This window comes from Streptomyces sp. NPDC006314, assembly GCF_040613075.1.
Classification (GTDB): domain Bacteria; phylum Actinomycetota; class Actinomycetes; order Streptomycetales; family Streptomycetaceae; genus Streptomyces.
In genome coordinates this window covers 108,409-122,330 of sequence record NZ_JBEXRL010000018.1, presented here as the reverse complement: position 1 = coordinate 122,330, position 13,922 = coordinate 108,409, and the positions used below count along the sequence as shown (strand labels likewise).

The window sequence follows — 13,922 nt, the reverse complement described above, 5'->3', positions numbered from 1 at the left end:
ACGCAGTCCACGATCCGGTATCCGCACCCTCCACGGTGTTGGCCGTCTGGCCACTATGTGACAGGATCTGGCCATGAGCAGGACGCGGTGGCCAGGCACCGACACCCACCCCCGCCGGGGCGACGATGCGCCGGAACCGCACCGCATCGCGGTCCTCGCCCTGCCCGGCGTCCCGCCCTTCGAGCTCGGCATCCCTTCCCGGGTCTTCGGCAGCGTCCTGGACCCGGGCGGACGCCCGCTGTATGAGGTCACCGTCTGTACCGCCGACGGCGCCCCCGTCCTCAGCGACGCCGGGTTCACCGTGCAGCCCGCGGCCGGTCCGGAGGCCCTGGCCGCCGCCGACACCGTGATCGTGCCGCCCACGCACGCCATGCCCGAGCTGGGCCGCGGCGGTCCGCTGCCGCCCGAGGTGACCGCGGCCATCGCCCGGATTCGGCCCGGCACCCGCCTGGTGTCCATCTGCACCGGCTCCTACGTGCTGGCCGCGGCCGGACTCCTCGACGGGCGGCCCGCCACCACCCACTGGAACCTTGCCCCCGAGTTCCGCCGCGCCTACCCCCGCGTCAAGGTCGACGAGGAGGTCCTCTTCGTCGATGATGGCGACGTCCTGACCTCCGCGGGCGTCGCCGCCGGCGTCGACCTGTGCCTGCACATGATCCGCCGTGACCATGGCGCCGCCGCCGCCAACCGCGCGGCCCGCATGTGCGTTGTGCCGCCCTGGCGGGACGGCGGGCAGGCCCAGTACATCGACCGCCCGGTCCCCGAACCCACCGTCGCCACCACCACCGCCACCCGCGCCTGGGCCCTGGAACACCTTGGCGAACCCCTCTCCCTGAACCGCCTTGCCGAACACGCCCGGATGAGCCTGCGCTCCTTCACCCGCCGCTTCCGCGACGAGGTCGGTATGACCCCGGTGCAGTGGCTCACCGCGCAACGCCTCGAACTGGCCAAACAGTTGCTGGAAACCACCGACCTGTCGATCGACCTGGTCGCCCACCGCTCCGGCTTCGGGTCCTCGAACTCCCTGCGCGCCCACATGAGAGCGGCCTTCGGTGTCTCACCCGCCGCCTACCGCCGCACCTTCAGCCCCCACGACCCCGTGGAAGCCGAGGCCTGACGGCAGGCAGACGGACCGCCCGCAGGCGCATCCCGGGCCGACAGGGCGTGCCGTCCGCTCCCCCCTCAGCTTGCCCTTCAACCTCGGCCAAAGACACGGCGCGGGCCCCGTCGGCAAGGCCCCTGCGTCGCCCCCGACAGCTCATCCGGATCCAGCTGACACACGCACACATGAAGAGGGGGGAGGGCGAGACCGTCCCTCCCTCATGCGTCACAGTGGGAGCAGCTGCCACTGCCGGCCGTGGTGGGCTCCATCCGACCCGTCCTGCCGGATCGCCGCGGCGGCGTTGGTGTCGACCTGCAGGAGCGACCGCTGTTGCGGTTCGCGATGTCATACACACGCGGGCCGCCGTTCGCCGAGCCCACCGGGATCAGCCACGGGTGGCCTTGGTGACGTCGGTAACGACTGTGTCGTCGTAGATCGAGTACCAGGAGCCGGATGCCGGCTGGCAGCTGCCGGGCTTGTCCTGGACGTCCTTGCCGTCGCGGGCCAGGACCGTCTGGCGGGTGGTGCAGCCGCCGGGCTGGCTGGACCAGATGTCGAACTTGTCGCGGGCGTAGCCGTCCATCGAGTGCGGGGCGGCGACGGTGAGGGCGGCCAGTTCCTGCCGGGCGGTCGCGGTGGACGGTGGTGCGGGCGGTTCGGCCCGGGCCGGGGCGGCACTGGCACCGATCGGTACCAGGGTGGTTGCGGGCAGGCCGAAGGCGGCGCGGCGCGTGAAGTCTGCGAAAGGTGTTGGGGGTTGGAGATGCCACACGAGAAAACCGGAGCTGCGGTCGGCTTCGCTACGCGCGTGGACCACCTACGACAACTCCCCCACCCCGCCTTCACCACCACCTCACGCTCGCCCGCCGGGCGTGGACGGCCATGCGGGAGCAGCCCCGGCTCTCCGAGGGCCACCGCCAGGGCCCGGCACACGACGGGTGGGCTGGCCCCGCTCGGGGGGGGCAGCCCACCTTTGGGACGTTGCTGTCACCGGCCGGCGTCACCTACGGCCGGTCGAGTGGGGTCAGCCGCGGCGGTCGCCGCCGTGGCGCCGGTCGTCACCGCCGTGGCGGTGGCACCCCATGGGCAGGAGGCGCCGGCCGGCGCCCACACCGGGTGCTGGCCTTGCGGCAGCGATGGTGCCTCCGGAGCGGGGGTGTGCCGGTGGGGACCTTGAGACCGCTGCCGTGGTGAGCCGCGCCACGGCCGGAGAGGCTCCTGCGGCCGATCAGGGTTGCTCCCTTCACGGGGCGCCGCCCGGTCGGGTGCGGAGAAGGCCGGTGGAGGCAGGCCCGTAACGGGTCTGCCCCCACCGGCGGTTCAGGGTGTTTGGTCAGTTGGTGCGGCGGGCGGTCTTGGGCAGCGCTTGGCCGAGGCGGTGGACGGTGGTGACGGTGTCGGTCCGGGTGCGGTTGCCGTTGGCGTCGATGCCGAAGTGGCCGCTTGCGCCGGCGACGGCGTCGTTGCGCAGGGCGTACAGCTCGTTCCTGACGGCGTAGCGGTTGGGCAGGTTGGTCGGGCCGTCGCCGTGGGCGGCGGCGTTGTGCAGGGCGGTTGCTGCGGTGAGGACGGCGTCGTGGGCGACGATGGCCCAGTAGCTGCTGGTGAGGAGTCGCACGGGGAACTGCTGGTCGTGGTGGGGGGCGGCGAAGTCCTTCACGAACGCGTTGTACAGGCCGCGGTCGGGGTTGTCGGGGCCGCGGAACTGTGTGGCGTCGGGGAAGGACGCGTACAGGACGGTGATCGGTGCGTCAGCGTTGTGGAGTGCTTCGGTCTTGGGGTCGAGGGCTGCCGCGTCCGATCCGGTGACGACGGTGATGGGCTGGGCGTGGCAGCTGCGTTGGGCCAGCGCGTCGAGGAAGTCGGGCAGATACTTGACGCGGGCGGCGTAGTAGACGGTGTCTATGGTCTTGCCGGTGTTGCAGAAGTTCTGGCTGATGGTGGGCAGGATGGCGCCGGGCCCGCCGCGCGGGTCGAAGGCGAAGTCGGAGTTGGGGTCCAGGTGCTTCTTCAGGCCCGCGATGGTCCGGAAGCCGCGCTGGAGGGACTCGGTGTAGAGGTCGCGGGTGCCGTTGGGAGTCACCTTGGTGCTGATCAGGGCCGCGGTGCGCCGGCCGGAGCCGAGTTCCTTGCTGATCGCGGTGAGCTGGTCGGTGTTGGACAGGGCGACCCGGGCCAGTCCGTTGATCGGTCCCTTGCCGTCGACCGCGCCGGTGGCGTCGAAGCCGTCCGCGGTGATCAGGTCCCCGACCATGGGCAGATCGGCCTTGCTCAGCTCGCGGGCCGCGTCGACCGTTTCCTGCTGGGACAGCCCCAGCCCGGCCACCGCCACCAGGTGCTCCGTGTCCTTGCGGGCCTTCAGCTTGTCGACGGCTGTCTTCCATGCTCGCTCGGAGCTGCCCATCGACGCCACCAGCAGCCGGATCTTCGGCCTGCTGTCCTTGTTGTTCTCCTCCTCCACGGCCGTGTAGGCGCCCTCGAGTTCGGCCACGTACTGACCGACGGTCAGCGCGTTGGCGTCCGCCGAGCTCAGCGGCGTGAGAAAGGCGAACGTCACGTAATCACCGCCGTCGGTGACGTCGCTGTTCTCCGCGTCGATGGCCTCCATGACGGGCTTGAGATCGTCGCCGAAGACGGCCGAGCCGTCGCTGCCATCGGTGACGCCCGTGCACTCCCCGTCCTCCCCGGTCACCAGGTCCGGGTTGGACGTGCCGCAGTGCTGGTCCCTGAAGTGATCCCGGTCCCGCTCATGGACCTGCCAGGCCACGATGGCGGCGGCGAGAAGGAGCACAGTGCCGGCCGCCAGGCGGGCGCGCAGCCGCCTGCGGCCACCGCCCAGCAGGCCCTCCCAGCGTCTGCCGTGTCCGGCGGGCGGCACGGGCTGGTTGCTCAACGCCTCCCAGCACCTCAGCCACTCCTTCTGGTCGGTGTCGCTCAGCCCGCAGGCCGGCAGGTACTTGACCACGAAGTCCTGGGTGGGCAGCGCGTCCTTCGTCAGCACGGTGTGGATCGTGGTGGTGGACAGGCCCCCTTTGCTGGCCGTCGCGATGGCCTGGTAGCTCTTGCCCCCGCGCAGCTGGTTCAGCGCGTCGCGGAACTGCTTCTGGTCGCGCACGCGCAGCGGGTCGGGCCCCTTGCCCTGCTTGTCCCGCGTGCCCGGCCAGCCTCCTCTCGGCAGCCTCACCACGCACCTCCGGCAGAGCCGGCGGCCGGGCGCTGTCCGCTCAGCCAGGGGCCGATCTGCGCGGCAGCGGCTCCGGCCGCGGTGACCAGCCCGATGACGTCGCACGCGGGCTTCCCGCTGCACACGAGGGTGATCACCACCAGCAAGATGATCGTGAAAACGGTGATCCGATGGACCGGCGTGAGGCTCGCGCCGCACAACGCGTGGTCCGCGGACACCACCTGCCGGCGGCGCCGGGACCGGTTAATGCGTACTGACACAGTTGTTCCCCTCCTGGGCACGGCGAAGATCGCCAAAACGGCACCGCATCCAGTTACCGGCTGTGATGCGGTCATCACCCAGTCTCTGCCTTGGCCGCACCCGAGGAAAACCCTTCAGCTCAATCCGAATCAGCCCGGACAATCACCGCTCGATTCCTGAATCACTTTCCCTCGAAAAGCAAGGCGTATGGAACCACCCGGCAGCTCATCCGTCAGCGCCCGGATCGTTCAGCTGGACGTCGACCACAGGACACACCTCAGCAGCGCCACGACACCTGCCACAGACCCGTGACCTGGCCATTCGCCGTTCCGAATGGTTCCGAACCCATCCCGGACGGCAGACGATCTTGCACGGCGACCCCCGCGATGATGAGCTGAACAAGCGGAACCCGCCCTCAAAAAACGCCGTCCCTCTCTCCCTATCCTGGGCGCGGCAGCACAACAACGGGCGGAAGAGGGGGCTCCTGTTACCGGCAGGAGCCCCCACCACGCCCCCTTCCGCAGCGGAAAGCCAACTATTCCGACTCAATCGAACTGCATTCCGCGGGTACGGAAAGAAAGGAGCGGAAGCCAGGTACTCGGGACAAGCCCCCAGAACCACGCCGGTGCCCGGCCCGGGAGGCAGTGGGGGCTCCGCGACGCCGTGGTACGGCCCGAGACGGCGATCAGGGCGCGCTGAGACAGGCCGTAGTCGAGCGCGGCCGCGGCGGCCGGGCGGTGTATCGCGTGCGAGACGTCTCGGTGCTGCCGGAGACAGCGCCCTGGATCGGGGCCAGGGCGCCGCGACGTTCAGAAGCCGGTACGCCTGCGCGCGGCTGATGCCGAACTCCGCCCGGCAGTACGACTCCCACGAGGCGTGGCCCAATAACTGCCAGACGCGGACGGCGTGCGCGTCGCGACCCGAGCGGCGAGCACCGCCACGGAGCGCCGGACGTCGTCCACGGCTTCGCGCAGTCCGACCGTCATCTCCCGGGCACGGGCCGCACTGAACGGCGCCCGCGCCGGGTCGGCGCCGTCGCCCTGGACACGTCCGGGCCGCCGGGCAGCAGGCCCCTGTTGCGTACGAACTTGACGCGGCCGCGGCACCAGGAGGAACACAGAACTCCCGAGGTCGGCGCCCGGACGCGGGGTAGGGCTGGGTGCACACCGGGCAGTGACCCGGGTCGGCGACGGGCGCCAGGCGCTTCAGGAGGTCACGACCCGGTCTTCCTCCTCTTGCTCGTATGGTTCGACGTCAGCAGTGCAGCCTTCGAGCAGCTCACTCGGTGAACGCGGCCCGGAAGGCGGGGATCTCACGGCGGCAGGCTCCGAGCAGCTCCAGGTACTCCTCCACTGGCCAGCTGGCCAGCGTGCCCGAGCGTGAAAGGCACAGGCCGAGGGCGTCGATCCGGGAACAGTCGTCCTTGTCGAGCAGTAGGTAGCCGGTCAGCTGCCACGCTTCCGGTTGGCGCAGGGTGCGGGTGTACCGGGTGCTCTTGGAGTCGAGCAGCAGCCCGTCGACGGCCAGGTCGGCGTCCGCGACGATGCGGTCGGTCGGGAACGTGGGCGCTGGCGTGCGGTCCTCCGGCCGTGTGCGGGTCCGCAGGTCGTTCAGCGGGCCGTCCGCGGCCTTGCAGAGCTGGGCGACGACGTCGTCCACCATGTCGCGGTGCGGCTCCTGGAGCAGGCCGGTCCAGGGTGACAGCGCCAGGATCTTCTCGGGCGGCAATGGCCAGTGGGGTGAAGGCGAACCCGATAGGGGTGCGGTAGTTGACCTGGTACCAGGCTGCGGCGATCAGCAGGCGGGCCGAATCCTCCTCTTCGTCATGGGCGCGGTCCATCGGCAGGTCTCGGTTGTCGAGCTGCAGACGCATGACCGTCTCCTGAAGGCGCTCCAGGAGCTCTTCGCCTACGGCCCGGATCCGCTGCCGGGCGTCGGATTTTTAGGAGTCGGTGAGCAGAATGCCGAGGCGGGCGACGTGGTCGACGGGCTCGGCAGTGGTGAACGCCAGGCGGAGCCGGTAGTCGATCGTGGTGCCGACGTTACCGGCCTCCGTGCTGGCACCCGGCCCCGGCATCAGGACGTGACTGCTGTGGTCCCGGGCCCGGAAGCTTTTGCGCGGCGGGTGGGCACCGGCCGACAGTTCACGGTCCAGGAACCGGCGCAGCGGGGTGCGTGGACAGTGGATTCCGGAGGTCAGGCTCATCAAGTCACCGCCTTGGGCCACAGGCGCCACCAGGGCGCGGTCGAGTCGTGGTGAAACGGGACGGTAGGCAGCAGAACTGACAATCCGTCACCCGCAGGGAGTAGCCGACGGGCCTGGGGAGTGAGCGGACCACCCGATCGTGTGATCGGAGGCCGGGGTCGCCGGCTGGTGGGCTTTGCAGTCGCTCAGGCATCGTCACCTGCTGGCGCGCGACGCCGGCGTACGCCCTGCCCGCGCGGCTACGGTGGTGCGCAGCTTCTCGCGGACCACCGCGCCGGCGAGGACGGCCCGCTCGTACTGCAACGGGACGCCGGGCTTTCACCTGCTGGGCAATCCGCTGCTGCCGGTCACGTCCATGAGGTGCGGCTTGTCGGGACGATCTTCACAGCGCGCCGCCTCCCGCCCGGGCACCGGCCCGGCGCCGTCCCCGTGGCGGCAGCGCGCCGACCCGGGGCCGACGGGCGGCTGGATGACCAACCAAGGACCTGCTGAGGTGCTGGACCCGCACATGCACCACCTGCGGCCGCCCTCTCAGCGCAAGTAGAACCAAGGCTAGAACCTCAGCGAAGCACTACTAGGGCCGTCAGATCCCGCTCACCCACGCCACCGTGAACGGCGTCTCGGGCGTCCCCGGCCCCATCGGGCCCCCCTTGTCGAACTGCGAGCGGACGACCAGCAGCCGGCCATGACGGCGGGCGAGCGTGGTCGGGATCTGCAGCGCGGCATCGGTGACCCGCCGCTCCAGCCGCGCCGTGTCGACGTCCGCGTCCAGACGCCAGCGGCTGACGGTGTTGACGGTGTTGTGCGCGACCCAGAGCGTGCCGTGCGCCAACTCCAGCCCGTCACCGTGCTTCAAATCCCCGCCGTGCAGGGCGACTTGGCGCACGGCGCCGCTCGCCAGGTCGATCCGGTAGAGGCCGCCGCCGGTCATGTCCACCACGAGCAGGTAGCGCCCCGCCGGGTCGGCGACGATGCCGTTGATCGCGCAGGCGTCCGAGGACCGGGGGTCCCGTACCGTGCTCAGGTCGTGGCCCACCCGAAGCGACGCCACTTTGCCGCGGGCCCGGGCCAGGTCGGCGGGTGTGACGGCGTAGACGACCGCGCGGGTGCTGTCGGTGAGGTACGCGGTGCCGTCGGGGGCGATCGCCAGGTCGTTGACGAAGCGGGGCTCGTCACCCGGCACCTGGAAGCGGGTGAGCAACGCGCGGTCGCGTACGTCGTAGACGTCGACGCCACTGGTGGAGTCGATGACCCAGAGCCGGCCGGCCCGGTCGACCTTCAACCCATTGGCGGTGTGCCGGCCGTCGGCGCCCGCCGGGAGGAACACCTCCGCGGTACGGCAGCCCGGAGCGGCCCGGTAGACGGCACCGGTGGTGTACGAGCCGACGAACGCGGTCCCGGTGCGCGGGTCGAGACCGATGCCCTCCGGGTAGACGCGGTCGCCGGGTAGTGCGAATGCGGTGGTGATACGGGGCGCCGAGGCCGCCTGGGCGGTCGGCGCCGTGGCGGCGACGGCCAGGGCCCCGGCGGTGGCAAGGAACGTACGACGGTGCATCGAATGGGACACGACGGCCCTCTCGGTTCGGCTACTCACAACGACACGAACGTAGATTAGAGCTCTAATGCTCGTCAACGCATTAACCAACGGGAGGAGGCTCAATGAGGTGCTCGCTACCATGCGTGGATGACGTCCATGCCCGTGTCCGAGCGTCTCGGCTCCCACATCAAGCGGGCCGAGCAGGCCCTCAATGCGACCAAGACCGCGGTACTGAAGCCGGCGGGCCTGACCGTCGCGCAGTACTCGGCGCTGGTCCACCTCGCGGGCAACCCGGGTATCTCCGCCGCGGCCCTCGCCCGGCTGTGCGGGGTCACGCCACCGACCATGAACACGGTCCTGAACAACCTCCAAGGCCGTGCCCTGATCAATCGCACCCCGCACGAGTGGCACCGCAACGTCCTGGAGACCCGCCTGACCGAGCAGGGACGCGCCGTGATGGCCGAGGCTGACGCGCGGGCCGTCCGGGTGGAGCGGGCCCTGGCCGCGGAGTTCACGGACGAGGAGCGCGAGGCGCTGATCGGCCTGCTGGGACGCTGTGTGGCGCTGCTGGAGAAGGAACGACCCTGAGGCCCGCGCACTCGTCACCGAGGTCGTGGGCGTAGGCCTCACGTTCCTTCGCGCTCCAGGCGGAGGCGCCGGATTCTCCCGGAGGCGAAGGACAACCTTCAGCGCGTGCGGGCCGCAATCGCGCTCACCGGCGAAGAACAGGCAGCTGTCGATGACAGCCACGCCACCCTCAACCGGCTTGGCACTGCTGGGCGCCGCGCTGGGCGGTACCGCCGCGGGTGTCTTCCTGCTTGAGCACATCTGGCTCGCCGGTTCGGTCATTACCCTGGCCCGGGTGGCGCTGACGTAGCGCGGGCCGTGGCTGGTACGCAAGGGGCGAAGTTGCCCGGTACTCGATGAGCGAGGTGGGCATGGTGGTGCCGCTGGGCTGCCTGGCGGCGGCCGCCGCCGGCCTGCTCTCGCCCCACTTCGGTGCTCCGCTGGCGGTCGGGCTGAGGCTCGTCGGCGCCGGATTCTTCCCGGCGGTGGTGTGTCACCGTTGTGTGTGACCTGGATGCGTAGACCGTGCGCTGGGGCGGCGACGGAGTCTCGATCTACCACCCGGATGTGGAGCAGGCGATCTTTCACGCCGAGCCCGAGCCCGAGCGCTCCGCGCAGGGTGGGCACTCGGCTCAGGACGCGGCCGCCCGAACTGTGGCGCGAGGAGCGCGGCCACGACTTACCCGGCTGGGGAGGTGCTGGCCGAGATCCCGGGTCTGTGGGCAAGGGTGCGATGTGCGGATCGAGCTGCTCGGCGATCCTCGCGGACATCTCGTAGGTGGGCGAGAGGAGGTTCATGGCGGCCCAGCGGGGCGCGGCCTCGTTGACCGATCCGCGCGGACGCCTCGATACCCAGACCGTGAGCTTCGGTGTCGAGCACGCTGACGTGGAAGCCGCGCTGCTGGGCGTACGTGGCGATGTATGCCATTCCCAGGACGGGCAGGGTGTGGTCATTGGTCCGGGGCCGCAGGGTGCAGTCACGCAGCGGCGCGCTGATGAACAGCGTCGGGCGTGTGCCGGCTGTCAGCGCCGCCAAGCGGTAACTGCCGCATGGGTCCTCCCTGTCGTTTGGCGTGCGCTCGCCGGGTGAGGGCCGCGAGCGCGACGGTGTGCAGCGCGGTGAGGTCAGACCTGGCCCAGCCGATCCGCAGCGGGCCGAACGCCGTGTCCTTCTTGCCAGGTCATGGGTAGGTGGGGGCGATCTTGGCGGCCCAGGTACGGACGGCCAGGTCGTCGCGCGGGTAGACGCTGAAGTCGCCGGTGAGGTCCGTCGCCGGTGAGGTCCGTCGCCGGTGAGGTCCGCCGCGGCGGTCGCAGCGGTCCACGGGCCGATGCGGGGGATAATCCCGTACAGGTCTCGTGGGCCTATACCTCCCCGGTCCGCAGGAGAGTGCCATTGGCTCCCGGGGCATAGGTGCGACGCGCGTTCTTCTCGATCTTGCGTGCGACTTCCTCGTCCAGGTTGACACCCTGCATCTGAGCGAGCCCGGCCAGGTACGGAACACGTCGGCCAGTTCCTCGCCATGGTCGAGAAGCCCCTTGCGCCAGGCGGTGAAGGCCTCGCCGACCTCTGCGGTCAGGAGTCCGAACTCCAGGGGCACGTCAACCACCTGGCGGACTGGGCAACTTCCCTTTCCAGACAAGCGACACCCTCGGGCCTCGCCCCGCTTCCGCACCTCTCCCGCCCAGTCCACCGACTGCCCCGCACGCGGCGACTGCGCCCTTCCCAGCAACGGGCACCCGGCTGACGCAGAGCCGGGGGCGCCCCTACACGGAACGACACCTCGCCATGACCGCAGCATCCACCAGACCCTGACTCTCACGGGCCGTTCGGCCTGATAGTCACCACCCCGACGCTCCCACCGCGGCGCCGCCCGGGTGGCTCGACTGGCTGCTGTTCTTCCGCTGGCCACGCCGATATGCGGCAACTCCTATGTCGGCCCGGGCGGCTGGTGCAGTCTGGTCGCCGGATACAGCGATGACGGCCCAAGCGGCGACCGCCACTAGCGCAGTGCGCCGTCGCCAAGGGGCTCGCCGCTCTCGCAGACTGGCACCGTGATGCGATGAAACCCCGTCACGTTCGACCGCATGTTTTACCGTCTCATGGTTGCCGCCCCCGAAGGCTCGTCGGATTCTTGGTCACCATGCCGTCGGGCAGCTGGTTCTGCTGTTCACGGGGGGTGTACGGGTCCCCCGCGCTGAGCGGGGAAAATCATGCACCTCGAGTTCCGGCACCTCCGTGTCCTGCTCACCGTCGCCGAGGCCGGCAGCATCCGCAAGGCAGCCGCACGGTTGCAGCTCTCGCAACCGGCCACGAGCGCTCAGCTGAAGCGGATCGAACAAGAGCTGGGCGGCCCGCTCTTCATCCGCAGCACTGACGGGGTGAAGCCGAACGAGCACGGCCAGTACGTCCTGCGCTGCGCCCGTGACCTCGTCGCCGGCTTCGACCGGCTGCGCGAGCACGCGCGGTCGGCGGCCGAGGCGGACAGCCGGGCCGCCACCCCGCTGCGGGCGGGAGGAACCGCAGGACCCCTGGTGTCCCTGCTGGTCTCCGCCCTCTTCGAACTCGTTCCGGAGCGCCGGCTCACCATAGACGCCCGCCGCTCGGTGCACACCCTGGTGAAATCGCTGAGCCTGTCGAAGTGCGACATCGCGGTGTTCGGCGAGTTCCCGGGCTTCCCGCTCTCGGTCGGCGACTCGGTGGCGACGCGCACACTGCTCCGCGAACCGGTCTTCGTCCTGCTCTCGGAAAACCACCCGCTGGCGCGCCGGGAGATGGTCAGTCTTGTTGAACTGGCGGACGAGGACTGGGTGATGCCGGAGGCGGACGAGAGCGGTGTGCACGCCTACCTTCACCTCACCTGCCAGTCGGCGGGATTCACCCCGCGCATCGCCCATGTGACGCCGGACCTGTCCGTGGCACAGATCCTGGTCGCCGGCCGGCGTGCTGTCTGCGGCGTGTGGCCGACCGCCGATGTCGCCGCCCAGGGCACCGTGCAGCGGCCGCTCGTGGACGTCCCGTTCCACCGCCGGCTCCTGCTGGCCTGGAACACGGAATCGGTTCCGCCCGAGCTCGCCGACGCGGCGTGCGAGCGTCTTCTGGCCGCCTATCTGTCGCTGGTGCGGCAGCGGCCGCAGTATCTGGCCTGGTGGGAGGGCGGGGGGAGGGAGTTCGCCCTCGGTGAGGGCAACTGACCGCCGGAGCCACAGGCCCTCTGCCCTATAGCTCCGCGGTTATATCCCAGATGGGATCAGGTCAGGAACATGTCACCTGGTGAACACTTCGCGTCAACGTCCAAGGACGTCGTCACCCCACGACGACCCAACGTCCGAGGACGTCGTCACCCCACGACGAGCGAAGGAATCTCCCCGTCATGTCCCGTCCCCTTCTTGCCCTTTCCGCGATGGTCGCCGCCGGCGTCATCACCACGGGTGCGATGGCCGTACCCGCGCACTCGCAGCCCCATGCGGTGCAGGACGGAACCTCCGTCCGCGACACGGCGATATCCCAGGCCAAGGCTAACGTGACCCGGCATGCCGACACCTTCGGGTTCGGCGCGGGCCAGACGCTCAAGGTGAAGGACGTCGTGATCGACGCCGACGGCACCCGGCACGTCCGCTTCGAGCGGACCTACCGCGGACTCCCCGTCGTCGGTGGCGACTTCGTCGTTCACCAGAAGGCCGACGGCTCGCTCAAGGGATCCACCCGCGCCAAGGCCCACAAGGTGGCACTCAAGTCCGTCACTCCCGCCGTCGACGCCAAGGGCACCGCGGCAAGCGCCCTGAAGCGCTCGCGCGGGTTGGTGCGCAACGCCAAGTCCACGCCCCAGCTGATCGTGTGGGCCGCCGACGGCACCCCGCGCCTGGCCTGGCGCACCACCGTGCAGGGCCTGGGCGACAAGGGCCAGCCGCACGGCGAGGTCTTCGTCACCGACGCCACCACCGGCGCGGCGATCGAGAACTACGACGCCGAGCACGAGGCGACCGGCACCGGCCACTCCGAGTACACCGGTGACGTCACCCTCGACACCACCCAACAGGCCGACGGCACCTTCGCCCTGATCGACCCGGTGCGCGGCCACATCACCAAGGACGCGCACAACCTCTCGTCCTCGTCCCTGAAGAGCTCCTCCGGCACTCTGTTCACCGACGCCGACAACATCTGGGGCGACGGCAGGAAGTTCTCCACCGACAGAGCCACCGCCGCCGTCGACGCGCACGTCAATACCGCGAAGACGTTCGACTACTACAAGACCGCCTTCGGCCGCAACGGCATCAAGAACGACGGCCGCGGCGCCACCGTCTTCGTCCACGTCGGCACCAACTGGGACAACGCCCAGTGGTCGGACTCCTGCTTCTGCATGATGACCGGCGACGGCAACGGCACCGTCGACCCCGAGCAGGTCGACCTCGACACCATGGGCCACGAGATGACCCACGGCGTCACATCTGCCACCGCGAACCTGCGCTACAGCGGTGAGTCCGGCGGCCTGAACGAGGCCACCAGCGACATCCTCGGCACCATGGTCGAGTGGTACGCCAACAACCCGGTGGACACCCCCGACTACCTTTTCAGCGACCAGTCCACCCCGCCGTGGCTGCGCCGCTTCGACAAGCCGTCCCTGGACGGCCGCTCCGCCGACTGCTGGTCGAAGTCGGTCGGCCGGCTCGACGTGCACTACTCCTCGGGCGTCGGCAACCACTGGTTCTACCTCGCGAGCGAGGGCAGCGGCGCCAAGACCGTCAACGGCGTCTCCTACAACAGCCCCACCTGCAACGGCTCCACCGTCACCGGCATCGGCAACCAGAAGGCCTCCGCCATCTGGTATCGGGCGCTGACCGTCTACATGACCTCCACCACGGACTACAAGGGAGCCCGCACCGCGGCTCTGAACGCGGCGAGGGACCTCTACGGCGCCAGCAGCCCGGAATACGCCACCGTGGCCGCGGCCTGGAGCGCGGTCAACGTCCTCTGACACACCGACGCACCGCCTGATCCGTGCGAGCCGGCCCGGACGACGACGAGGAACATCTCGGCCGTCGCCCGGGCCCGGCGTTTCCCCGGCGACGCCGCTCCCCCGCGTCC

At 70.2% G+C, this 13,922-nt stretch carries 12 protein-coding genes; 5 read left to right on the top strand and 7 right to left on the bottom strand.

Annotation, left to right across the window (positions count from 1 at the left end; genetic code table 11):
• Positions 1-73 precede the first annotated feature (73 nt).
• Positions 74-1,117, top strand: a complete 1,044-nt coding sequence (locus tag ABZ079_RS28265; protein WP_356942251.1) for a helix-turn-helix domain-containing protein — start codon at positions 74-76, stop codon at positions 1,115-1,117.
• 370 nt (positions 1,118-1,487) lie between these two features.
• Here ABZ079_RS28265 and ABZ079_RS28260 read toward each other — a convergent pair whose 3' ends face one another.
• From ABZ079_RS28260 to ABZ079_RS28235, 6 genes are all read right to left on the bottom strand, one after another.
• Complete coding sequence (locus tag ABZ079_RS28260; protein ID WP_356942250.1) at positions 1,488-1,919, bottom strand: hypothetical protein; 432 nt, start codon at positions 1,917-1,919, stop codon at positions 1,488-1,490.
• 516 nt (positions 1,920-2,435) lie between these two features.
• Positions 2,436-4,286: a hypothetical protein gene (locus ABZ079_RS28255; protein ID WP_356942249.1), complete on the bottom strand. Its 1,851-nt coding sequence runs from the start codon at positions 4,284-4,286 to the stop codon at positions 2,436-2,438.
• Entirely contained in the window at positions 4,283-4,546 is a 264-nt protein-coding gene (locus ABZ079_RS28250) for a hypothetical protein (protein ID WP_356942248.1), read from the bottom strand. Before ABZ079_RS28250 ends, ABZ079_RS28255 begins: the two co-directional genes overlap by 4 nt.
• A 1,258-nt stretch (positions 4,547-5,804) precedes the next feature.
• Positions 5,805-6,254: a hypothetical protein gene (locus tag ABZ079_RS28245; protein WP_356942247.1), complete on the bottom strand. Its 450-nt coding sequence runs from the start codon at positions 6,252-6,254 to the stop codon at positions 5,805-5,807.
• Positions 6,255-6,468: 214 nt separating this feature from the next.
• Complete coding sequence (locus ABZ079_RS28240) at positions 6,469-6,732, bottom strand: hypothetical protein (protein WP_356942246.1); 264 nt, start codon at positions 6,730-6,732, stop codon at positions 6,469-6,471.
• A gap of 583 nt (positions 6,733-7,315) precedes the next feature.
• Positions 7,316-8,299, bottom strand: a complete 984-nt coding sequence (locus tag ABZ079_RS28235) for an SMP-30/gluconolactonase/LRE family protein (RefSeq protein WP_356942245.1) — start codon at positions 8,297-8,299, stop codon at positions 7,316-7,318.
• Positions 8,300-8,416: 117 nt separating this feature from the next.
• On the opposite strand from ABZ079_RS28235, the gene ABZ079_RS28230 reads away from it, so the two are divergent.
• Positions 8,417-8,857: a MarR family transcriptional regulator gene (locus tag ABZ079_RS28230; RefSeq protein ID WP_356942244.1), complete on the top strand. Its 441-nt coding sequence runs from the start codon at positions 8,417-8,419 to the stop codon at positions 8,855-8,857.
• 335 nt (positions 8,858-9,192) lie between these two features.
• Positions 9,193-9,345 carry a hypothetical protein gene (locus ABZ079_RS28225; protein ID WP_356942243.1) on the top strand — a complete coding sequence of 51 codons (153 nt, stop codon included), beginning with the start codon at positions 9,193-9,195 and terminating at the stop codon, positions 9,343-9,345.
• Positions 9,346-10,017: 672 nt separating this feature from the next.
• Here the strand turns inward: ABZ079_RS28225 and ABZ079_RS28220 are convergent.
• The gene (locus ABZ079_RS28220) at positions 10,018-10,161 is read right to left on the bottom strand and encodes a hypothetical protein (RefSeq protein WP_356942242.1); all 144 of its coding nucleotides are present in this window, start codon (positions 10,159-10,161) and stop codon (positions 10,018-10,020) included.
• An 889-nt stretch (positions 10,162-11,050) separates the two neighbouring features.
• Here ABZ079_RS28220 and ABZ079_RS28215 point away from each other — a divergent pair.
• A complete protein-coding gene (locus ABZ079_RS28215) occupies positions 11,051-12,031 on the top strand; it encodes a LysR family transcriptional regulator (protein ID WP_356942241.1) in 981 nt (326 codons plus the stop codon).
• 179 nt (positions 12,032-12,210) lie between these two features.
• The gene (locus tag ABZ079_RS28210; protein ID WP_356942240.1) at positions 12,211-13,812 is read left to right on the top strand and encodes a M4 family metallopeptidase; all 1,602 of its coding nucleotides are present in this window, start codon (positions 12,211-12,213) and stop codon (positions 13,810-13,812) included.
• The last annotated feature ends 110 nt before the right edge of the window (positions 13,813-13,922 follow it).